At 65.4% G+C, this 21452-nt stretch carries 22 protein-coding genes and 1 other RNA gene; 22 read left to right on the top strand and 1 reads right to left on the bottom strand.

The window, feature by feature from the left end:
* Positions 1 to 82 precede the first annotated feature (82 nt).
* The 16 genes from prfB to AWB89_RS12600 all read left to right on the top strand — a co-directional run bounded on the left by prfB (position 83) and on the right by AWB89_RS12600 (position 13969).
* Complete coding sequence (gene prfB, locus AWB89_RS12680) at positions 83 to 1192, top strand: peptide chain release factor 2 (RefSeq protein ID WP_085103539.1); 1110 nt, start codon at positions 83 to 85, stop codon at positions 1190 to 1192.
* Complete coding sequence (locus tag AWB89_RS12675; RefSeq protein ID WP_085173972.1) at positions 1182 to 2165, top strand: mechanosensitive ion channel family protein; 984 nt, start codon at positions 1182 to 1184, stop codon at positions 2163 to 2165. Before prfB ends, AWB89_RS12675 begins: the two co-directional genes overlap by 11 nt.
* The gene (locus AWB89_RS12670; protein WP_085173970.1) at positions 2162 to 2650 is read left to right on the top strand and encodes an Rv3103c family proline-rich protein; all 489 of its coding nucleotides are present in this window, start codon (positions 2162 to 2164) and stop codon (positions 2648 to 2650) included. Before AWB89_RS12675 ends, AWB89_RS12670 begins: the two co-directional genes overlap by 4 nt.
* Positions 2651 to 2693: 43 nt before the next feature.
* Positions 2694 to 3383, top strand: a complete 690-nt coding sequence (ftsE, locus tag AWB89_RS12665) for a cell division ATP-binding protein FtsE (RefSeq protein ID WP_085103887.1) — start codon at positions 2694 to 2696, stop codon at positions 3381 to 3383.
* On the top strand, positions 3384 to 4277 hold the full coding sequence (gene ftsX / locus AWB89_RS12660; protein ID WP_085103533.1) for a permease-like cell division protein FtsX: 894 nt from the start codon (positions 3384 to 3386) through the stop codon (positions 4275 to 4277).
* A gap of 2 nt (positions 4278 to 4279) precedes the next feature.
* Positions 4280 to 4789, top strand: coding sequence for an SsrA-binding protein SmpB (smpB, locus tag AWB89_RS12655; protein ID WP_085173968.1), 510 nt, complete (start codon positions 4280 to 4282; stop codon positions 4787 to 4789).
* 92 nt (positions 4790 to 4881) lie between these two features.
* Positions 4882 to 5631 carry an EamA family transporter gene (locus AWB89_RS12650; RefSeq protein WP_170929223.1) on the top strand — a complete coding sequence of 250 codons (750 nt, stop codon included), beginning with the start codon at positions 4882 to 4884 and terminating at the stop codon, positions 5629 to 5631.
* A gap of 32 nt (positions 5632 to 5663) precedes the next feature.
* A complete protein-coding gene (locus tag AWB89_RS12645) occupies positions 5664 to 6509 on the top strand; it encodes a maleylpyruvate isomerase family mycothiol-dependent enzyme (RefSeq protein ID WP_085173966.1) in 846 nt (281 codons plus the stop codon).
* Positions 6510 to 6642: 133 nt separating this feature from the next.
* Positions 6643 to 7605: a hypothetical protein gene (locus AWB89_RS12640; protein ID WP_085173964.1), complete on the top strand. Its 963-nt coding sequence runs from the start codon at positions 6643 to 6645 to the stop codon at positions 7603 to 7605.
* A 154-nt stretch (positions 7606 to 7759) separates the two neighbouring features.
* Positions 7760 to 8127: a transfer-messenger RNA gene (ssrA, locus tag AWB89_RS12635) on the top strand.
* A gap of 736 nt (positions 8128 to 8863) precedes the next feature.
* A complete protein-coding gene (gene lipY / locus AWB89_RS12625; protein ID WP_085173960.1) occupies positions 8864 to 10054 on the top strand; it encodes a triacylglycerol lipase LipY in 1191 nt (396 codons plus the stop codon).
* An 86-nt stretch (positions 10055 to 10140) separates the two neighbouring features.
* Complete coding sequence (locus AWB89_RS12620) at positions 10141 to 10443, top strand: RNA 2'-phosphotransferase (protein ID WP_241519481.1); 303 nt, start codon at positions 10141 to 10143, stop codon at positions 10441 to 10443.
* A 9-nt stretch (positions 10444 to 10452) separates the two neighbouring features.
* Positions 10453 to 12324, top strand: a complete 1872-nt coding sequence (locus AWB89_RS27280) for a WXG100 family type VII secretion target (protein WP_158089824.1) — start codon at positions 10453 to 10455, stop codon at positions 12322 to 12324.
* Positions 12321 to 12731, top strand: coding sequence for a hypothetical protein (locus AWB89_RS27010; RefSeq protein WP_139830866.1), 411 nt, complete (start codon positions 12321 to 12323; stop codon positions 12729 to 12731). The genes AWB89_RS27280 and AWB89_RS27010 overlap by 4 nt, the downstream gene beginning before the upstream one ends.
* 17 nt (positions 12732 to 12748) lie before the next feature.
* Complete coding sequence (locus AWB89_RS27960; RefSeq protein ID WP_241519480.1) at positions 12749 to 13507, top strand: hypothetical protein; 759 nt, start codon at positions 12749 to 12751, stop codon at positions 13505 to 13507.
* A 165-nt stretch (positions 13508 to 13672) separates the two neighbouring features.
* Positions 13673 to 13969 (top strand): Imm63 family immunity protein, encoded by a 297-nt coding sequence (locus AWB89_RS12600; protein WP_085103878.1) that lies wholly within the window; start codon positions 13673 to 13675, stop codon positions 13967 to 13969.
* A gap of 50 nt (positions 13970 to 14019) precedes the next feature.
* Here the strand turns inward: AWB89_RS12600 and AWB89_RS12595 are convergent, their stop codons facing one another.
* Positions 14020 to 14736, bottom strand: a complete 717-nt coding sequence (locus AWB89_RS12595; protein WP_241520482.1) for an N-acetylmuramoyl-L-alanine amidase — start codon at positions 14734 to 14736, stop codon at positions 14020 to 14022.
* A 95-nt stretch (positions 14737 to 14831) separates the two neighbouring features.
* On the opposite strand from AWB89_RS12595, the gene AWB89_RS12590 reads away from it, so the two are divergent.
* The 6 genes from AWB89_RS12590 to AWB89_RS12565 all read left to right on the top strand — a co-directional run bounded on the left by AWB89_RS12590 (position 14832) and on the right by AWB89_RS12565 (position 21451).
* Positions 14832 to 16355 (top strand): adenylate/guanylate cyclase domain-containing protein, encoded by a 1524-nt coding sequence (locus tag AWB89_RS12590; protein ID WP_085173958.1) that lies wholly within the window; start codon positions 14832 to 14834, stop codon positions 16353 to 16355.
* A gap of 141 nt (positions 16356 to 16496) precedes the next feature.
* A complete protein-coding gene (locus AWB89_RS12585; protein WP_372515297.1) occupies positions 16497 to 17495 on the top strand; it encodes an MlaE family ABC transporter permease in 999 nt (332 codons plus the stop codon).
* Entirely contained in the window at positions 17495 to 18355 is an 861-nt protein-coding gene (locus AWB89_RS12580; RefSeq protein ID WP_085173956.1) for an MlaE family ABC transporter permease, read from the top strand. Before AWB89_RS12585 ends, AWB89_RS12580 begins: the two co-directional genes overlap by 1 nt.
* Before the next feature lie 2 nt (positions 18356 to 18357).
* Positions 18358 to 19422, top strand: coding sequence for an MlaD family protein (locus AWB89_RS12575; RefSeq protein WP_241520481.1), 1065 nt, complete (start codon positions 18358 to 18360; stop codon positions 19420 to 19422).
* Positions 19419 to 20429: an MlaD family protein gene (locus tag AWB89_RS12570; protein ID WP_085173954.1), complete on the top strand. Its 1011-nt coding sequence runs from the start codon at positions 19419 to 19421 to the stop codon at positions 20427 to 20429. Before AWB89_RS12575 ends, AWB89_RS12570 begins: the two co-directional genes overlap by 4 nt.
* The gene (locus AWB89_RS12565; RefSeq protein WP_085173952.1) at positions 20429 to 21451 is read left to right on the top strand and encodes an MlaD family protein; all 1023 of its coding nucleotides are present in this window, start codon (positions 20429 to 20431) and stop codon (positions 21449 to 21451) included. Before AWB89_RS12570 ends, AWB89_RS12565 begins: the two co-directional genes overlap by 1 nt.
* Position 21452 lies beyond the last annotated feature (1 nt).

The following is a 21452-nucleotide window of genomic DNA, read 5'->3' as shown; positions in this document are numbered from 1 at the left end:
CTTCTGTTCGTGTGGGGCTGGTCACTTGATGCTAAACGCTGGCGCCCGGGCCACGACCTGAGCATTGGTAACGTGGGCGCCTGTGGAACCCGACCGTCAAGCCGACATCGCAGCTCTTGACTCCACCCTGACCACGGTGGAGCGGGTGCTCGATGTGGACGGTCTGCGCAGCCGCATCGAGAAGCTGGAGCACGAGGCGTCGGACCCCAAACTGTGGGACGACCAGACCAACGCCCAGCGCGTGACCAGCGAGCTTTCCCATACGCAGGGCGAGTTGCGCCGGATCGAGGAGCTGCGGCAGCGCCTGGACGACCTGCCGGTGCTCTACGAGCTGGCGGCCGAAGAGGGTGAGGGCGGTGACACCCTCGCCGAGGCCGACGCGGAGCTCAAGGCGCTGCGCGCCGATATAGAGGCCACCGAGGTGCGCACGCTGCTCTCGGGGGAGTACGACGAGCGCGAGGCCCTGGTCACCATCCGTTCGGGCGCCGGTGGGGTGGACGCGGCCGACTGGGCCGAGATGCTGATGCGGATGTACATCCGCTGGGCCGAGCAGCACAAGTACCCGGTCGAGGTGTTCGACACCTCCTACGCGGAAGAAGCGGGCATCAAGAGCGCGACGTTCGCGGTGCACGCTCCCTTCGCCTACGGCACGTTGTCCGTCGAGCAGGGCACCCACCGGCTGGTCCGCATCAGCCCGTTCGACAACCAGAGCCGGCGGCAGACTTCGTTCGCCGAAGTCGAGGTGCTCCCGGTGGTGGAGACGACCGATCACATCGAGATTCCGGAAGGCGACGTGCGGGTGGACGTCTACCGTTCCAGCGGCCCCGGCGGCCAGTCGGTGAACACCACTGACTCCGCGGTTCGTTTAACCCACATCCCGACGGGTATCGTCGTCACTTGCCAGAACGAAAAATCGCAACTGCAGAACAAGATTTCGGCGATGCGAGTGCTTCAGGCAAAGTTGTTGGAGCGCAAGCGATCCGAAGAGCGCGCTGAGCTGGACGCCTTGAAGGGCGAAGGCGGCAGCTCCTGGGGTAACCAGATGCGCTCGTACGTACTGCACCCGTATCAGATGGTCAAGGATCTGCGAACCGAGTACGAGGTGGGCAATCCGACCGCCGTTCTGGACGGGGACATCGACGGATTCCTGGAAGCGGGGATCCGGTGGCGCAATCGAAAAGATGCTGACTAACACGACACTTACTGCCGCAACTGCCTCGATACAGGCGATGGGCTGGCACGAATTCTGGCGCGGCGACGCCGGCCAATGGATCATCACCCGCGGCCTGCGGATCGTCATGGTGTTGATCGCGGCGGTGCTCGCGGCCCGCTTCGTCAACTGGGTGGCGCAGCAGGTCACCCGCCAGCTCGACCTGGGCTTCGCCGAAAGCGACGCGCTGGTGCGCTCGGAGGCCACCAAGCACCGCCAGGCCGTGGCGTCCGTGATCTCCTGGGTTTCGGTCGTCATCATCGGCATCTGGGTCATGCTGCAGATCGCCGACATCCTGCGGTTTTCGGTGAGCGGCCTGGTCGCGCCGGCGACGGTGGTGGGCGCGGCGCTCGGTTTCGGGGCGCAGCAGCTGGTGCGAGACCTGCTTTCCGGGTTCTTCATCCTGGTGGAAAAGCAGTATGGGTTCGGAGACCTGGTCAACCTCACCGTCGTTGCGTCGACGGAGGCCAGCGGCACGGTCGAGAACGTGACGCTGCGGGTGACCAGGCTGCGCTCGCCGGACGGCGAGGTGTTGACCATCCCCAACGGGCAGATCGTCAAGGTGGTCAACCTGTCCAAGGACTGGGCCCGCGCCGTCGTGGACATCCCGGTGTCTACCAGCGCCGACCTGAACCGGGTCAATGACGTTTTGCACCAGGAATGCGACCGCGCGATGGACAATCCGGTGCTCGGGGAACTGTTGCTGGACCCGCCGACCGTGATGGGCGTGGAAAGCATCGAGGTCGACACCGTCACCCTGCGCGTGGTGGCCCGCACCCTGCCCGGCAAGCAGTTCGAGGTCGGCCGGCAGTTGCGCGTGCTCGTCATTCGGGCGCTGGCCCGCGTCGGGATCATGACCGCGGCCGACGCGAAGGTCGGCCTCGTCGACGACCCCTCGGTGCCGGCCGCCGAGGCCGCCGAACGACAAGCCGATGCGGCGGTGCAGGGCCGGTGAAGTTCACCGTGAGCATCCTCGAGCGGCGCGCCGAGGATAAGCAGCAACGGCGCTGGAGCCACCTGTTCGGCGGCCGGATGCGCACCTCGACGCTGATCCTGATCGTGATATTCCTGGCCACCTGGTGGGTGTACGACACCTACCGCCCCGAACCGGCTGCCAAGCCACCGGCCCCGCAGGTGGTGCCGCCGGGCTTCGTGCCCGACCCGAACTACACCTGGGTGCCGCGCAGCCGGGTGCAGCAGCCGCCGGCCACCGTCACGTTCACGCCCACCCCGACGACGACCGTGCCGCCGACCACCACCACGCCGCCGACCACCACGACGACCACCACCACGACGCCCCCGCCATTCGCGCCGCCACAGCTGCCGTGCCTGCTGCCGGCGCCCTTCTGTCCGCCGAGCACGAGCCCCACGCCGACCCCGCCGCAGCTGCCCCAGCCGGGGCCCGGCCCGGTGCCGAGTTCGCCGGCGCCGGCCAGCTGACTTCGCTTGCCAGCGAAATTCACCGCTACACTGGCGTGCCGTGATGATCACCCTTGACAATGTCAGCAAGAAGTACAAAGCGTCGGCCCGCCCGGCGCTGGACGACATCAACGTCAAAATCGACAAGGGTGAATTCGTCTTCCTGATCGGCCCCTCGGGCTCGGGCAAATCGACGTTCATGCGGCTGCTGCTGGGTGAGGAGTCGCCCAACACCGGCGACGTCCGGGTCTCGAAGTTCCACGTCAACAAGCTGCCCGGACGGCACATCCCGAAGCTGCGCCAGGTGATCGGTTGCGTGTTCCAGGATTTCCGGTTGCTGCAGCAAAAGACCGTCTACGAAAACGTCGCTTTCGCGCTGGAGGTCATCGGCAAGCGCCGAGATGCGATCAACCGGGTGGTGCCCGACGTGCTCGAGACGGTCGGCCTGTCCGGCAAGGCCAACCGGCTGCCGCACGAATTGTCGGGTGGCGAGCAGCAGCGGGTGGCGATAGCCCGCGCGTTCGTCAACCGGCCCCTGGTGCTGCTGGCCGACGAGCCGACCGGCAACCTCGACCCGGATACCAGTAAGGACATCATGGATTTGTTGGAGCGCATCAACCGCACCGGCACGACGGTGCTGATGGCCACGCACGACCACCACATCGTGGACTCGATGCGGCAGCGGGTCGTCGAGCTGTCTCTGGGCCGGCTGGTGCGCGACGAGCAGCGCGGCGTCTACGGGATGGACCGCTAAGTGCGCTTCGGCTTTCTACTCAATGAGGTCCTGACCGGCCTTCGTCGCAACGTCACCATGACGGCCGCGATGATCCTGACGACCGCGATTTCGATCGGCCTGTTCGGCGGCGGCCTGCTGGTGGTTCGGCTGGCCGAACACTCCCGGGCCATCTACCTCGACCGCGTCGAGACGCAGGTCTTCCTCACCGAGGACGTCTCCGCCAACGACCCCTCCTGCACCGGCAACCCGTGTAAGGCGCTGCGGGAGAAGATCGACAAGCGTGAGGACGTCAAATCGGTGCGGTTCCTCAACCGCGAGGACGCCTATAACGACGCCATCCGCAAGTTCCCGCAGTACAAGGACGTGGCCGGAAAGGACTCGTTTCCGGCATCTTTCATCGTCAAGCTAAATAACCCCGAGCAGCACAAGGACTTTGACACCGCGATGCAGGGTCAGCCCGGGGTGCTGTCCGTGCTCAACCAGAAGGACCTGATCGACCGGTTGTTCGCGGTGCTGGACGGGTTGAGCAATGTCGCGTTCGCCGTCGCCCTGGTACAGGCCGTCGGCGCGATCCTGTTGATTGCCAACATGGTCCAGGTCGCGGCGTTCACCCGCCGCACCGAGATCGGAATCATGCGCCTGGTCGGCGCCAGCCGCTTGTATACCCAGCTGCCGTTCCTGGTGGAGGCGATGGTCGCCGCGGCGCTGGGTGTGGCCATCGCGGTCGCCGGCCTAATTCTGGTCCGGGCAACGTTTTTGGACAACGCGCTCAACCAGTTCTATCAAGCGAACCTGATCGCCCGGGTCGACTACGCCGACATCATTTACATCTCGCCGATCCTGTTCCTGCTCGGCGTGTCGATGGCCGGACTGACCGCCTACGTGACGTTGCGCCTGTACGTACGGCGGTAGCTGTGGCCAAAGACTCGAGCCGGGGCAAGGCGGCGGGCGACAAGCGCGGCAGCAAACAGATCGTGGCCACCAATCGCAAAGCGCGCCACAACTATTCGATCGAGGAGCTTTACGAGGCCGGCGTGGCCTTGCAGGGTACCGAAGTCAAGAGCCTGCGCGAGGGCCACGCGTCGTTGGCCGACGCTTTCGCAACGGTTGACGACGGCGAAGTGTGGTTGCGCAACCTCTACATCCCCGAGTACCAGCACGGTAGCTGGACCAACCATGACCCTCGTCGCAATCGAAAGTTGTTGTTACATAGGCAACAAATCGACAGACTGGTCGGCAAGATACGAGATGGTAACCTCGCGCTCGTGCCAATGTCTCTGTATTTCTCCGAAGGAAAGGTCAAGGTCGAGCTCGCGCTCGCGCGCGGCAAGCGAGCCTACGACAAGCGCCAGGACATGGCCCGTCGCGACGCCAATCGCGAACTGCATCGAGAGTTGGGCCGGCGAGCCAAGGGCATGAACTGATCGGGGCGGCTTACGCCCAGCTGTCTGCCGTCACGTACGGGGTCAGCGATTTCGTGGGCGGTGTAGCTGCTCGACGGGTGGCCGCATTGCGGGTGATGCTGGTGGCCTACCCGCTCGAGGCGCTGATTCTCGGTGTGCTGGCCATTGGCGTGGGCGGCCCGATCCAATCCGGCGCGATCATCTGGGGCAGCCTGTACGGCATTGGCATGGCGTTCGGGATGTGGGCGTTCTTCGCGGCGCTGGGCTCCGGACCGATCTCGGTGGTCTCACCGCTGGCCGCCGTCTTGAATGCGGCCGTGCCCGTCGCGGTCGGGGTGGCGCTGGGGGAGCGGCCGGGACAGGCGGCCTCGGTGGGCGTCGTGCTGGCGCTGATCGCGGTGATGCTGGTCAGCCGCGAGGCCACCGCCGACGGCGTGACGCCCTACCGATTCACCCCGAAGGTGGCCTGGCTCACAGTGCTGGCCGGGTCGGCGATGGGGCTCAACATGGTGTTCCTGCATCAGGCCCCACATGCGACGAAGCTCTGGCCGCTGGTGTTCGCCCGCCTGGCCGCGACTGCGGTGGTGGTCGGCATGTCCGCGATGAGCAACAACTTGCGGCTGCCGCGCGGCAAGCCGATGAAGATGGCGCTGACGGTCGCCCTGCTGGACATCTGCGCCAACGTGACGATGCTGCTGGCGCTGCACACCTGGCTGCTCTCGCTGGCCAGCATCTTGATCTCGCTGTATCCGGCCGCGACCGTCGTGCTGGCGATGGTGGTGCTGCGCGAGCGGGTCAGCCGCCTGCAGGGGGTCGGCATGGTGATGGCCATGGGCTCCGTGGCGATGATCGCCGCAAGCTAACGATTGGCCGGTGATCGGCCTACTATCCGACCATGGCCGATCGACCGGTGACCAAGCTCGACAAATCCGAGGTGCTCGCTGGCCTCTTCGCGGTGTGGGACGACATCGACGCCCTGCTGGACGGGCTCTCCGAGGCGGAATGGCAGGCGCCCAGTCCGCTGCCGGGATGGGACGTCAAGGCCCTGGTGGCGCACATGATCGGCACCGAGTCCTTCCTCGCCGGTGTCCCGGCTCCCCAGCCCGACATCGACGTCTCGGCGCTCGAGCATGTCCGCAACGACATCGGCGTCATGAACGAGTGCTGGGTCCGCCACCTCAGCTCGGAAGCCGGCGCCGACGTGCTGGCACGGTTCAGGGACATCACCGGCGACCGGCGCAAGGCCCTGACGAACATGTCCGCCGAGGACTGGGATGCGGTGGCGCCGACGCCGGTGGGCATGGAAAGTTACGGCCGGTTCATGCGGGTCCGGGTGTTCGACTGCTGGATGCACGAGCAGGACATCCGGGAGGCGCTGTCGCGGCCGTCGTCCGACGACGCGCTGCGCGGGCCTGCTTCGGAACTTTCCCTCGATGAGGTCGCCGCGACGATGGGCTACGTGGTGGGCAAGCGCGCCAAGGCGCCGGACGGTTCGCGCATCCTCTTCGAGCTGACCGGGCCGGTGGCCCGCGAGATCCGCGTCAACGTGGAGGGGCGCGCTCAGCTGGTCGACGACTTCGGCGGCCAAGAGCCGACGGCGACGATCCGGCTGGACGGGCTGCAGTTCACCCGGCTTTCCGGGGGGCGCCCGATGAGCCCGGCGCGCCCCCAGGACGTCGAACTCGGCGGCGACAAAGATGTCGCCGGCCAGGTCGCCGAAAATCTCAATTTCGTGATCTGACAGCCGTTTTCGCCGCGAGATAAATCACACCGCGCGGCGCATGTGTAGCCATGCCGCCTCATTGGGTAGCCGAAAGCGTACAGGCGCGCCTCGCGCCGACACCGAATCGTCTACGCCAGGAGGGCCGATAGTAATGACTGCACCCGACACCACCCGTTTGCTCGCGCAGCTCCGCACGCTGCTCGACTTGACCAACACCGAGATCCAGATCGCGGAAACCCGCGTCGCCCAGGCGCGCACCGAGGCGGTGCGCCGCGAACTGTCGCAGAACGCCGCGAACGGCCGCAAGCGGGCCGGATCCCTCGAGTCCGCGATCCGCAAGCTGGGGGGCTACCCCGACGTCATCGGCCCGTTCCTGGGCCGCGCCGCGGCGGCCGTCAAGGCGCTGACCGAGCAAGCGCAACCGTTCGACGAGGCGCTGCTGGGCGACCTTGCGCTGGAGGACCAGCTGCTGGACCGCGCCCGCTACCTCAAGGCGCTGGCCGTCGCGGCCAAGCGCCAGGACATCGAGAACCTGGCCGAGCGCCTGATCACCGCGCACTCGGCCACGGTGGACTGGCTGACCACCGTGCTGGCCGAAGACGCGCTCGGCGGGCCCGCCGCGCTTCGCCGCACGCCCCTACAGGCCGCCGCCGGCACCGCGGTGAAGCTGGTCAACCTGCCGGTTGAGTGGTCGGCGCGTGGAGTCGATCGGACCGTCGATGCGCTGCGCTCTGCGGGTCCGGCTTTCAACGACCTGGTCAAGCGAGGCGGCAACGCGGGCGAGATCGCCGCGAGGGCGCTGTCCGCGTCGCAGAGCGCAGCGTTGAAGGCCGCGGAGCGGGTCACCCGTTCCGAGGGGGCCGACGACGCCGCCGATGCGCTGCACTCGGGCCGCGCGGCGGCCGGCGTCCTGGACGCCAAGGAGCTGCCGATCCGCAAGTACGACGAGCTGAACGTCAGCGACGCCGTGGCCGCGATCAAGGACCTGACGTCACCCAGCGACGTTCGCGCGATCCTCGCCTACGAGGAGGCGCACAAGAACCGGCAGGGCATCGTCTCGGCAGCGCAGACCCGCGTCGCAGCCATCGCTCAGGACGTGGTGGGCATCAAGTAACGGCCCGCCGGCCGCCGAGGCACCGAGTACCCCCTGGAGTCGTGAGACCGGGGGGTACTCGGCTTTGGCGGCCCGCTGGGGAAGTTAATTCCGTCGCCGGGTGTTGCTTACCGCGTACCATTGATAGTCCTGCCGAAAGTCGGCGGGGATGCGAGGGGCTGAACGGCTTCGACTTCGCGCATCGAATCAAGGGAAGCGTGCCGGTGCAGGCAAGAGACCACCGTAAGCGTCGTTGCAACCATATAAGCGCCGATTCACATCAGCGCGACTACGCTCTCGCTGCCTAAGCGACAGCTAGTCCGTCAGACCGGGAACGCCCTCGACCCGGAGCCTGGCGTCAGCTAGAGGGATCCACCGGTGAGTCCGGTCGCGGGACTCATCGGGACATGCACAGCGACTGGGATCGTCATCCTGGCTGGTTCGTGTGACCAGGAGATCCGAGTAGAGGCATAGCGAACTGCGCACGGAGAAGCCTTGAGGGAATGCCGTAGGACCCGGGTTCGATTCCCGGCAGCTCCACCAAGAATGTGCTGGTAGAAGCGATATGCAGGGACGCGCGCGACTCCGTCGATCGACCTGCGGGTTGGATTGCGCCCGGGGTAAGCGGCTTTAATCGTCATAAGACGGCGATGTCACGTTGTGCACGCCCGACACCACATCACGAGAACGTGTGTGAACTTTCGCAGCTGGAACGAGGAGCTCTCATGGCCTATGGCCGTCTTGCTTGTGCTTTCGCGGCGATGGTGGCGGCGGTCATCATTCCCGTCGAGGCGCATGCCCAGCCGCCGACGAAGTGTCTGACCAACACCCAAACGGGCAAGCAGGTGTATGTGCCCTGCGATCTGCTCAACGCCGGCGCTAATTTCCCGCCGGGGCAGCGTTGTCCTCCGCCGCTCGAGCAGTATCCGAAAGATGTGGCGGACTGGTGTGGCGTAGGCCCCGGCCTTGCGACTCCCACGACCACGACTCCTGTCAGCCCGACGAGTCCAACGAGCCCGACGACTCCAACGAGCCCTGTGCGACCCACGAGCTCCGTGAGTCCCACGAGTTCTGCGACTCCAACGAGTCCCACGACCCCGGCGGCTCCAACCAGTTCTGCGATCCCAACGAGTTCCGCGAGCCCGGCGGCTCCGGGCAACGCACAGTAGCGACGTTCTGCAATGGCCCTTCGGGGCCCTGGCTCTTGCAAACCGCCACGTGACTGCGCGGGGCGCGCATAGGCTCTGCATATTCGGCGATCGGTACCGGGAGTGGCGCGATGTCGTATGTTCTTGCGTTGCCAGAGATGATGTCCGCCGCGGCCACGGACGTGGCCTCGATCGGTTCGGTCGTGGCGACGGCAAACCAGGGCGTTGCGGGCGCAACCACAGGGGTATTGGCAGCCGCCGAGGACGAGGTGTCCGTCGCGATCGCCGCAGTGTTCTCCGCCTATGGCCAAGGCCATCAAGCCCTGTTCTCGCAGGCGGCCGCTTTCCATGCGGCGTTTGCGCGGGCACTGACCGGCGCGGCCGGTGCGTACGTCGCCGCCGAGGCGGCCAATGCCTCGCCGTTGGCCGCCATCGAGCAGGCGCTGCTCGGTGTCCAACATCAGGTCCAGCAGATCCCCACGACACTGGCGACCGGACTCAGCCAGGAATTCGATTTCCTCTTCGCGAACCCGAGTTCGCCGCTCTTAACGGCGCTGAACGGCGACAATCCGCTGCTGGGGGTGTTCACGGGCAACACGCCGCCGCGGTTGTTGCCGTTGCTGTTCGGGGAGACGGTGCAGCACACCACGTATAACGGGATGCCCGTCGTGCAGATCACGCCGGCTCATCCATCCGGCGACTACGTCGTCGCCATTCACGGCGGCGCGTTCATCTTCGCCCCGTCGATCTTCCACTGGCTCAATTACGCGGTGATGGCGTATCAGACCGGCGCCACCATCGAGGTGCCGATCTACCCGTTGCTGCAGCAGGGCGGCACCGCCGGCACGGTGGTGCCCCTGATGTCCGGGTTCATTTCCCACGAAGTCGGCCTGTACGGGCCCGCCCACGTCAGCGTGATCGGTGACTCCGCGGGCGGCAACCTCGCCCTGGCGGCCGCCGAATACCTGGCGGCGAATAACCCTTCAGGCGTACCGGGCGCAATGGTTCTGCTGTCCCCCTGGCTGGACTTGGCCCGATCCGGGGGGCCGATCGGCCCCGTGTGGGCGGGCGGTCTTTCCCTGACCAACCCCGAGGTGAGTCCGCTGCATGGATCGCTCAGCGGCCTTCCGCCGACGTACGTCTATTCGGGCTCGTTCGATTCGCTCTTTCCCGAGGCGCTGGCTCTGCAGCAAGAAGCGATCGCCCAACACGCCCCGATGGGCTTCATCCTGGCCAACGGCCAAGTTCACGACTGGATTCTGCTCACCCCGACCGGTCCTCGGTTCTGGGCGCAGATCGATCAGGAACTCGGCATCGCCTAGCCGATCGCTGCAAGGTGAAGGGCGCGGCCTCCTGGAGCGGTCTAAAATTCGGAGCGCCATGCCGGCGAACAAAGGGGGAGGTCATCGTGACCGATGGGTTCAAGGTCGATCCCGTCGCATTGCACGTCGGCAGCAACGACATGTTCAACGCGATCGGTCAGGCCGCGGTGGAATTCGTCAGCCATGAGGAAGGGCTCGCCGGGGCCGCCCCGGGTTGGGTCGGATCCTCGCAGCTGGCGCTGGCTGAGCTGGCGGCGCGGTGGGAGATCCGCCACGACCAACACCAGCTGCGGGTGGACGGGTTGGGGTCGCACGTCGCCGAGGCGATGTTCAGCTATGCCACCAACGAGGACGACTCGGCGCGAGCTTTCAGGTCGTTGCGGGACTAGGGGTAGCGCGTGGGGCCGTTGACCCCAAATGACGTCAAGCGGTGGGATCTCGGCGCAATCCAGCAGGTGTTCGAGACGGCCAACGGGCGCGCCAGCACCTTGCAGCGGTTGGGGGACAACCTGCAGCAGGTGCACAACGTTCTCGGCGGCTGGGATGGGGAAGCCGGCGAGGCGTTTCGCGCCGACCTGGGCAAGGCCCGCCACGACATCGAGGCGGACGGCCAGGAGTCCAGGCAGGTAGCGGCCGCGGTGTCCCGCGCCGAGGCGGACGTGCGCGCGTGCAAGAACGAGCTGGCCGACATCGAGCGGGCCGCTGATGCCAAGGGCTGGAAGATCACGCCGGACTGGCGAATAGACGTGGGCGACACCTGGATTGGGCGCGACACCTTGGAGTTCGCCGCGCAGCAGCAGGTGTTGCAGGACCGGCTGATTCTGTTGAAGGCGCACGCCGAGAGCGCCGACCACGAGCTTGCCGCCGCCATCCGCGCCGCCGTCAGTGAGGTCCCGTTGGATGCCGGCGGACGTCCCCCCGCAGGCGGCCCGCCGCCGCAGCAAGCTCGGCCCAAGCCCCCAGGGGTACGCCACCCGCGATCGCTGGAAGACATGCTGTTGCCGGACGGTCCCGCGGACCCGGCGGCCGCTAACGGGCCGCCGTCCGACGCTCCCAATGCGCCCGCCGGCACTACCGGCAAGCACCCGTCGCTGCAGGACATGCTGCTGCCCAGCGACAAGCAGCCGGCCGCCGGCCAGGGCGACCAGCCGCAGCCCGGCAGCCTCCCGGACCTCCTGAACCGGCTGCATCAACCCGTGGTTCCCGGCCCGCCGCCGCAGCTCAAGCCCGCAGACATCGAGAGTTTCAAGGCGATGGTCCGCCCATCCATGATCCGCGATGGCGTGCCGCCGGAGCAGATCGAGGCCCGCCTCAACGACATCGTCGGCCGCACCCAGCAGTGGATCGACAACGGGATGCCGAACTACGTGCCCCCCGAGCCGAAGGCCCCGCCACCGCCGGGATTCGGCGAGGGATTCGCCGACCGCTGGTTCGCCACCGAACAAGGCATCCACAACCTCCTCGGGGTCGGGGGTCCCGGAGCGCCCGGCGTGCTCGAGTCATGGCAGCAGATGCTCAAGGGCACCATGGAGACAGTCCAAAACCCGATAGGTGCGGCGTTCGGCGAGATCAAAAACGCGGTCGATTCACCCAGCCCGGCCTACTACCTGGGCGGCAAAGCCTCCGACGGCGCCTTCGCCCTGCCCGGCCTGCTCTTCGGCGGTGAAGGGGCGGGCATAGGCCGCTTGGCTGATATCGATGCCGCCGCCGCCGTCGATTACGGCCCAACGCATTTGCCGCATATACCGGTCGGGTTGGATCACCCCGTCAGTTACCAGCCCTTTGCAGGCGACGCGGCGCTAGATCTCTATTCCGCGTTCGTACACGGCGAACCCACCACAGGACTCAGCCAGCAACTCGCTGACATGTCGACCCACTACGTTGGTGACAACCCGGACCGAGTCGTGCTCGGTAAGTGGGACGGCCTGGACGGTGGATATATCGGGGAAGCTCGAGCCAACGGCGGGATCTACTTCGATACAGGCAAACCCGTCTGGGACGCGATGACGTTTGGGCTTCCCAAGCCTGTAGTCGACGACCTCGCGTGGCCAGTCAATGAACAGTTCCTCCGCGGCCAGATGGAAAGCCATGTCGGTCGTATCGATTACCTCCTCGACCACGATGAATACTCTTCCCTCGAGGACATGGCAGAGGATCGCGCGACATCATTCTCCGCGATGGAGGTAAACTTCCTTAACCAGAACGCAGCCGCATATGGATATGAACGCGTTGGAGACTCTTGGGTCTATGTGGGGGGCGGTTCAAAATGACGTCGGACTTTTCGGCACAAGTTCAAGCGACCGTTGGGCCGCTGCTGGCGGAGCTCGGTTTCGCTTTGGATGAGGTAGACGACAGTCCTGATCAGGGTGGCATCGAACGACACATCGTCTACTACCGGTCAAACGACTGCAAGATACAAATCTACGAATCATCTCGTGAGGGCGAGGTGAATTGTATGATTGCTACGCTGGACGCGCCGAACGAGTTTGGTTTGACAAGCAAGCAGTGGCATTACATTAGCAAGTTCTCGAGACGATCGGATATTCCACCTGACGAACGCCTGAGGCTTGCAATAGCTGAGGCAAAGTCTTACGCCAATCCGCTGGAATGGGTGCGAGATCGCATTGCTAAGCACTATGAGGCGGCACACGCCGGCGTCCTCTCCACAAGGCAATAAGTGGCCCCGGTGCCGATATGCGGGAGAGAAAGATCTTTCGAAGGAAAAGTAAGCAACCCGCCATCGATTCGGCGTGGGCGGCGACGGCACAGGAGTTCCTCGCCGGAGTCCGTTCAATCGTCGAGCCGCTACTGATCCAGCTTGGATTCCAACTAGATGAGTTCGGCGATGCGGTCTACTACGATCGGAAGGCCTACGTCGTCTTCTTCCGTGCGAAGGATTGCAAGATCCAGGTCTACGACGCACCGCGAGAAGGGGAAATCAATTGCATGATCGCGCCACTGGATGCCGCGAATGTCTTTGGTCTATACGATAAGTCGGGCAAGTGGCAGTACCTTCCCATGTTCGCCATTCGGCAGGGTGTCCCTCTTGAAGAGATAATCGACGATGGTTTGCCAAGGTTTCCGACGACTACTCAGTTCCTTGAATCAGTGCGCCGTCGGATCGAGAAGCACTTTCCCGTCGCGCACGAGGGCATTGTCAAGACGACGAATGATGATGTCGACCTGAGCGAAGCGCTTGTGTTATACCTGCGCGGGTACCCCGCGAGCAATCGCGCGGAGTTCGAGTCGCGCTTTGGACCAGCGGCCGCGGCTGTGACGGAACGAGTGCGTGTAATCCTCGACGAAGCAATGCGGGTAGAGCCGGATTGGGATGACATGACCCTCAACGAGGCAGGAGATTATGTCCAAACGGTGATGCGGGAACGGCATCCGGGCCTCTCGCCACAGGCCCTCGAAGCCATCGGCAACTATTACACTTTTCAGATGCGTTAAGTCGACTCGCGCGATAGAAACAGGTAGACGAGGATATCGTTGACGAACACCGATCACTTCTTAGATGAAAGATCTGCCGAACTACAAGCCGCGCTCGATCGGCTCTCGCAAAAGCTCGGCGTTCGTCCTACGCCTGTCGGATTCCGAACAAAAGATGGTCTCAATATCTACGTTGCCGACGACGGCTCGTATCATTTCACTTTCTACGAGCGAGGAAAGCTGGGCTTCGATCGGGTTGGCAGTCTCGATGATGTTCTCTATTGGTACAGCCAGGGTGTGGTTAGCAGTAGAGCGGCCAAACGGGTGGGAGACCGAGCGGAACGCTTCAAGTACGAGTACCAGGTGCTAACTCATCTGAATGGCGAGTGGGCCAAGAGAAACGTCCGCGAACTTGCCGCCGTTTTCCGTAATCATCAGCCCGAGGACATTGCCCTACTTCCCGACATCGGCGAAGCACTATGACGGCGGCTCGCGCGGTGTCTGCCGCCGTGTCATGGCGCCGCAGTCGCTAGTCAGCTCCCCGCCTCGATAGCTGCGACTCTCGCAGCAGCGTCGGGTCCGCAGAAGCGCTGAAGATCCACCGGGCCGGCGGACACCAAATCGTTGATGCGCCGCTTCAGGTCACCTGAGGTGAGGTGGGCGTACAAATTCGCGCCGGGGCACGATGTCTGGGCCAGGTCGCGATGGCCGGCCAGCGTGTCGGTCGCGATGCGGAAATTCTGCACGGCCCACGCGAACGCGAGAGCCGCCCCGTGCAGCTGCGCCTCCGACACGGCCTCCTGATCGAAGTCTCCTTCGCAGAGGACCAGGAAATGACCCGTCGTGTTGTAGTCCGTCGCGGTGTCGCCGGCGATCTCGGTGCTCCGCAGTTCATAGATGTTGCCGTTGCGGTCGACGCCGACGTGATACGCGATGTCGATCCAGCCCTTCTGGTCCTGGTGGTACCGCTGATCCTGACGCAGGCGCTCGGGGGCGTTGCGGTTGTCGCCCAGGACGACGGCCTCGTGGTGCAGCGTCATGCGGGTGATGGTGTGGGGCTTGCCGCCGGGTCGGGCGGCCCGCGCGCCCCAGGCGTCTCGGCACAGCAATTGCGCCGAAGTCGCAGCGGTCAGCCGCAAACCGGTCGTTGACGTCGAGCACGCACCGAGCATCGACGCCAAGCCGACACCGCCGCCTAACGTGAGGAGCTGGCGGCGGTCCAGGAGACCGGGTGGTTCGGGCGCAGGCATACCAGTTGAACCTTCCCCGGGCGCCTGATCGCGTCAAGACCCGAGAACGGACGCTTCCCCGCCCATCGCCCCCTATGGGCCTTTAATCTCCTGCCATGGACCGCATCTGGCAGTGGATATGGGATTGCTGCGGGGCAAGGTATTACTGGTGGGCGCTTTGCGTGGCCGCGTACATCGTCTCGTTTCCGATCTACTTCGCACTTTTGTCCATGCCGATCGTCGCTTTTGAACAGTCCGGTCGTTACCTCGATGCAACGGTCATCACCGTTGTCGCGGTGCTGGGGCTCGTCTGCATCATGTCGCTTCCGTATCGCCGATGGGCACGCCTTTGGGAGCGGGGGGCCGCGGGCCACGACATCGATCGAGCGACCGCCCTCGAGGCGACCTACCGCTACACCCGTATGTCGTCATCCCAGATGGTGTGGGCCACCGGGGTCTGGGCCGCTGTGTTGTCGGTCGTTGTCGGTGCAATCGCCGGAGCGACGTGGACGCGGCTGATCCAATACGCGGTCCTCGGCGCCGCGGTCGGCATCGCGATCCAGTTGGTCGCTTTCCACAGCATCGTGGAGGCAACATTGCGGCCGGTGCGAATCGCCCTTGCCGGTGACACGGGCATCGGCGATTCGCTGCCGCGCTCCCGCCCGACTTTTGCCGCGCGGTCGAACGTATCCGTGATTGCGGCAGCGTTTACGTACGCCGTCGCCGGCGCTTGGCTGGCAACGGTGCTGGATCCGGTCCGTCATGCCCCGATCCTGTCCCTCGCCGTCGGATGCGCGTTGGCGGTCGTGTTCGCGGTGCCGATCACGGTCGGAATCGGGTTTTCACATTCGCTGCGACCCATTCGCGACCTCGCCGAAGGCGCCGAACGCGTCGCGGCGGGCGACTACGGCCAACGCCTGCCGGTCGTCCAGGACGACGACCTGGGCGCACTGGCCGCGTCGTTCAACCGCATGCAGGCGGGTTTGGCCGAGCGGCAGCGGCTGCAGGGCGCGTTCGGGACCTACGTCGACCCTGCGCTGGCCGCGCGGCTGCTCCAGCAGGGCGATGACGTGTTCACCGGCGAGCGCCGCGAGGTGACCGTCATGTTCGTCGACATCCGCGACTTCACCCCGTTCGCCGAGGCGAACACCGCCGAGGACACCGTCGCCCGGCTCAATGCCCTGTTCGAGATCGTCGTGCCTGCCGTCGTCGCCGCCGGGGGCCACGTCAACAAGTTCCTCGGCGACGGAGCGTTGGCCGTCTTCGGCGCACCGAACGATCTTGCGCATCACGCCGACGCGGCGATGGGTGTCGCCGCCTCGATTCAGCGGCTCGTCGGAGAGCGATTCGGGGGCGCGCTTCGGATCGGAATCGGCATCAACACCGGTGTCGTCATCGCCGGCACCATCGGCGGCGGAGGCAAGCTGGAGTTCACTCTGATCGGCGACACCGTCAACGTCGCGTCGCGCGTCGAGCAGCTCACCAAGACCACGGGTGACACGCTCCTTCTCACCGGTTCGTGCGTCGACGCGCTGCGGTCCAGACCGCCCGGGCTTATCGATCGCGGTTCGCACGCCGTGAAGGGCAAGTCGGCCCCGGTGCAGGTCTTCGCGCTCCGGTCGGCTGCGCCCGAAATGTGACGTACGTCACACTCATCTGCTTCCACTAACAGACGCTCGCTGCCGCTGGTAGAACGCACGTACCGCTGATAAACACACGTCAAACACGCGTAATCTTTGCTGGGGGCGAAGTCCTGACAGCGATCAGGAAGGAATTTGCCGTTGACCGCAGGTGTCCACGACGCGACAGCGGCCGAACCAACCACTGAGGCAGTAGACGAGAAAGTCTCTGTCGATGTCGATGCGAGCACCACCACCAACGGCGAATACCTCTCCCACCTGCTGGAGGCCGGCGAACCGGAAGATCGCCCGGCCCCCGCGGAGCCACCGGCCGGCCAGCACTTTCTGACGCTGCTGGGCAAACCGCTGCGGTATGGCCTCAACCAGTTCGATTCTTCGCTGCAGACGTTGGGCCGCTTCTTCGAGCTGACCGCTCAGTCCTTCGCCTACCTGCTCCGGGACTTGATCAGGTTGCGGCACCCCTGGCGCGACACCCTCAACCAGGCCTGGTTCATCATCAGCGTGACGGCGATACCGGCGTTGCTGGTGTCCATCCCGTTCGGGGTCATCGTCGCGGTGCAGGTGGGTAACTTCATCCAGCAGGTCGGCGCCTCCTCGGTCTCCGGAGCGGCCGGCGGCCTCGGGGTGATCCGGCAGGGCGCACCGGTCGTCGCCGCGCTGTTGCTGGGCGGTGCGGCCGGTTCGGCGGTCGCCACCGACCTCGGCGCGCGCACCATTCGCGAAGAGGTCGACGCGCTGCGCGTCATGGGCATCGACCCGGTGCAGCGGCTGGTCACCCCGCGGCTGGCGGCGATCGTGATCGTGGCGCCGGTGCTGTGCTCCTTCATCATCTTTATGGGGTTGGCGGCGGGCTACGCCATCAACGTGGGCTTCCAGTCCGGCACCCCGGGTAGCTATATCGCGTCGTTCGCGTCCTTCGCCAGCGTCAACGACGTCATCGTCGCCGTCCTCAAGACGTGGCTGTTCGGTGTGGTCGTGATCCTCGTGGCCTGCCAGCGTGGGCTGGAGGCCAAGGGCGGCGCGCGCGGCGTGGCCGACGCGGTCAACGCCTCCGTGGTCATCGGCATCGTGGCGGTGTTCCTTCTCAATCTGCTGATCACCCAGGGACTCTCGATGTCCATGCCGCTGAGAGTGGGCTGATGGCAACGCCGGCACGGTACCTGCCGCTACCCCTGCGGGCCCCGTCCTGGGTCGCCGGACGGGGTGACTCGGTGATCCAGCGGCTCGGCCACCAGGTCACCTTCCTGTTCCAGGTGCTCGGCGCGATCCCGCACACGCTGAAGCGATACCGGCACCAGACCGGCGTTCTGCTGGTCGACATGATCTGGGGGAACGGGTCGCTCATCGTCGGTGGCGGCACCATCGGCGTGCTCATCTTCATGGGCGCGGCGGTCGGCGGTTCGGTGGGGATCGAAGGGTACGGCGCCCTCGACATGGTCGGCATGGGCCCGTTGACCGGTTTCGTCTCGGCGTACGCGAACACCCGGGAGATGGCGCCGATGATCGCGGGGATCGGCTTCGCGGCGCAGGCGGGGTGCCGCATGACCGCCGAGATCGGCGCGATGCGCATCTCGGAGGAGATCGACGCGCTGGAAGCCCTTGGCATTCAGTCGATTCCGTTCGTGGTCACGACGCGTGTCATCGCCGGGCTGATCACCATCGTTCCGCTGTACGTGGTCACGCTCGCGTTGAGCTATGTGTCGTGCGCGTTGGTGGTCAACGTGCTGCACGGGCAGTCGTCGGGCACCTACTACCACTACTTCGACTCGTTCATCCACCCGTCCGACGTGCTGTTCTCGGTGCTCAAGGCGGCGATATTCGTCACGCTGATCATTGCCATCCACTGCTACCAGGGTTACTTCGCCAGCGGCGGTCCCGAGGGAGTGGGGCGGGCCTCGGGTCGCGCGATCCGCGCCAGCATCGTCACCGTCGTCGCCGCCGACATGGTGCTGACGCTGTTGTTCTGGGGCAACAACCCCGGCATCCGGATATCGGGGTAAGCGTGCCGACGTTTCCCGACCAAGGAGTGCGGGCGCCCAGTTCGCGCTCGTTGCGGATCCGCGGACTGATCGCCGTGCTGGTGCTGACTGTCGCCGGCATCGCGCTGTATCAGCTGGGCAACGGCAGCTACGACGACACGTTCAAGCTGACCGTGGTGGCCGATTCGATCGGTGAGGGTCTGACGCCGGGCGCGGAGGTGAAGTTCCGCGGGCTGACGATCGGATCGGTGAAAACCCTGCAGTCGGCCGGATACAACCGTCAGAAGATCACTGTGGAACTCGAGCCGCGCCAGGCGAGGGCCCTGGCCGCCGACACGACGGCAAACTTCATGTCGTCGAACACTTTTGGCCTCGCGGCGGTCGAACTGGTCAGCAGCGGAACCGGCGCCCGGCTGAGGCCGAACCAGACGCTGCTGATCGGCGCCAGCGCCCGGTCGACTTCCATCACCGGGCTGCTGCGGCAGGGCCAAAAAATCGGCAAGATGGTGGACTCGCCCGACGTCGACCACATCATCGACATCGTGCGACGGCACGCCGAACTCACCGAGCCGGTCACCCGGTCGTACTTCGACCTGATCAAGATGCTCGTCGACGCCCAGAAGGTGCCGTTCTCGCACTCACTCTCGGTGTTCGCTTCGGTGGTCAACGGCGCCAGCGACGCCATCCCGCTCATCGGTTTGGCGTACGACCTACTCAACGGGATGGAATTCCTGGCCCATCCCGACGGGGTCGAGCGCATGAACGTGATCCTGGACCAGACCGCGAAGCTGCTCTTCAATACCGACCGGATCTTCGCGAAGAACATCGCGTGGCTCGCGCCGTTCATGAAATCGATGATGGACGTGCTGCTGCCACTCTCATATCTGCAGGGCAGCCAGGCGCCGGTTTATGACCGCCTCTCGGGCCTGCTGGACCGCACCAGCGCCGCGTTTCCGATCATCAACGGCAAAGTCCGCATGCAAATCGAAGTCACCCTGGACACGATGCCGGGGCTGGCGGCGGCGCTGCCTCCGGCGCCGCCACAAACAGCGGCACCCGCGCCCGCACCGCCGGCGGGTGGCCGATGAGAAGCGTTACCAAATCGGTGATTTGGCTGACCATCTTCACCGCGATATCGGTGGTCTGCACGCTCATCGTGCTGACCGCCTTGCGCAGCCCCGTCACCGGCGCGGTCTCCCACTACACCGCGGCGTTCTCCGACGTGTCGGGCCTCTACGCCGGCGACGACGTCCGCATCTCCGGCGTACAGGTGGGCAAGGTGCAAACCATCCGGCTCGACGGCCGGATCGCCAAGGTGGATTTCACCGCGCAAGACGATCACCCGGTGTTCGCCAACACCGTTGCCGCGGTGCGTTATCAAACCCTGGTCGGCCAGCGCTACGTGGAACTCGTCCAGCCGGTCAAGCCGGACCGACGGCTGCCGGCCGGGGGAACGCTCGGCCTGGGGCAGACGATTCCCTCCTTCGATGTGGCCAAGCTGTTCAACGGGTTTCGGCCGATATTTCAAACGCTGGACCCGGCCCAGTTCAACCTGCTGGGGGAGAACCTGCTGCGGTTGATCCAAGGTGACGAAAACGGCATCGGCCCGTTCCTGCACGACCTCGACGTCATTTCCAAGTTGGCCGTCAACCGCCAGGCGGTCATCACCGCCGTGCTCCGCAACCTGAGCGCGATCTCCCAGGATCTGGGCGGCAAGTCGCAGCAACTGTTTCACCTGATCGCCACGCTCAACGACGTGGTGACGAAGTTCGGCTCCAAGGCCGAGGAGTTCCGCACGGCGATGGACGAAGGGCTGCCCGTCCTGCGGAACACCACCCACATCTTGCAATACACCGAGCACACGTTCGACGGGACGACCGTTCCGCTCTACGACCTGACCAGCCGCATGTGGCCGCAGACTCCGACGATCATCGCGGGCCTGTCGCTCGCGCCGTCGCTGATCCAGGGAATGCGGGACTGGCTGGCCGACGACCAACCCGCCCGGCCGTCGTTTTCGTGCTCGCACGGCGAAGTCACTTTGCCCGGGATCGGGCAGGTGTCGTTCGCGCAGCAGAACCTGGTGGTGTGCCGGTAATGCTGTTCGGGGACAAGGGCGTACGACGGCGGCGGCCGGTGCTCGACGAGCGCGCCGCCGCCGTCCGCAGTCGCCGGCACGGCATCGTCGGCGTCGTCGTCATCGTCGCGGCGTTGGCCGCCACCGCGATGGCCTACCTGAATCCCACCGGCCAGACCGGTTATGTCGCCCGCCTGTCCAACTCGGGCGGTGTGCGCGCCGGCGACCAGGTTCGTATCGCCGGCATCCCGGTCGGCAAGGTCACCGGCGTCCGGCTCGACGGCGCCGTCGTCGAGATGAAGTTCGACGTCGACCGATCGGTGGCGGTCGGTTCGGAATCCACCCTGGACATCAAGCTGCTCACCCCGCTGGGCGGCCATTACGTAGCGCTCGACCCGAAGGGTGCTCTGCCGCTGGGCCGCAACGTGATTCCGCCGCAACGGGTCAGCCTGCCGTTCGAGGTCAACGACATCATCCAGGCGGCAACCCCGCTGATCAAGGAAGTCAACGGCCAAGTCATCCACGACACGTTCACCGAGGTCGCCAACGCCGCCAACAAGTTCCCCGACGCGGTGCGCGACCTGCTCCGGTCGGCCAATGCCCTGACGGCGTCGATGAGCAAGTCCACCGGGGACTTCCATCGCAGCCTGGACTTCACCAACAACGGCCTGCGCGCCACCGTCGCCGCGCGTAAGCAGCTCATCACGCTGTTCGAGCAGCTCGACATCATCGGCCAGTCGTACACCTCCAAGTCGGTCGACATCGTCGAGTTCTTCGGCCTGTTCAGCGAATTGGCCCGCATCCTCGACCGCATCGTGGTGTTTTACGGCCGGGAGGTCGGGCCGGTCGTCAACGGACTCGAAGACATCACCGACACGCTGAACGCCCATCCCGAGCGGTGGGGCGAGGCGCTCGAGGGTCTGGGGCAGACCCTCAACATCGTGCTGCCGATGCTCAGTGGCAATGGGGTCGTCTTCGACAAACACAGCCGGCTGGTGCCCGGACAGGACCTGTGCCTGCCCAACATCATGAGGAACTGTTGAG

The sequence above is a fragment of the Mycobacterium paraense genome (genome assembly GCF_002101815.1).
Taxonomy (GTDB): Bacteria; Actinomycetota; Actinomycetes; order Mycobacteriales; family Mycobacteriaceae; genus Mycobacterium; species Mycobacterium paraense.
Note: the sequence above shows the minus strand (reverse complement) of the source record. Positions and strands in the feature narration are given on the sequence as shown.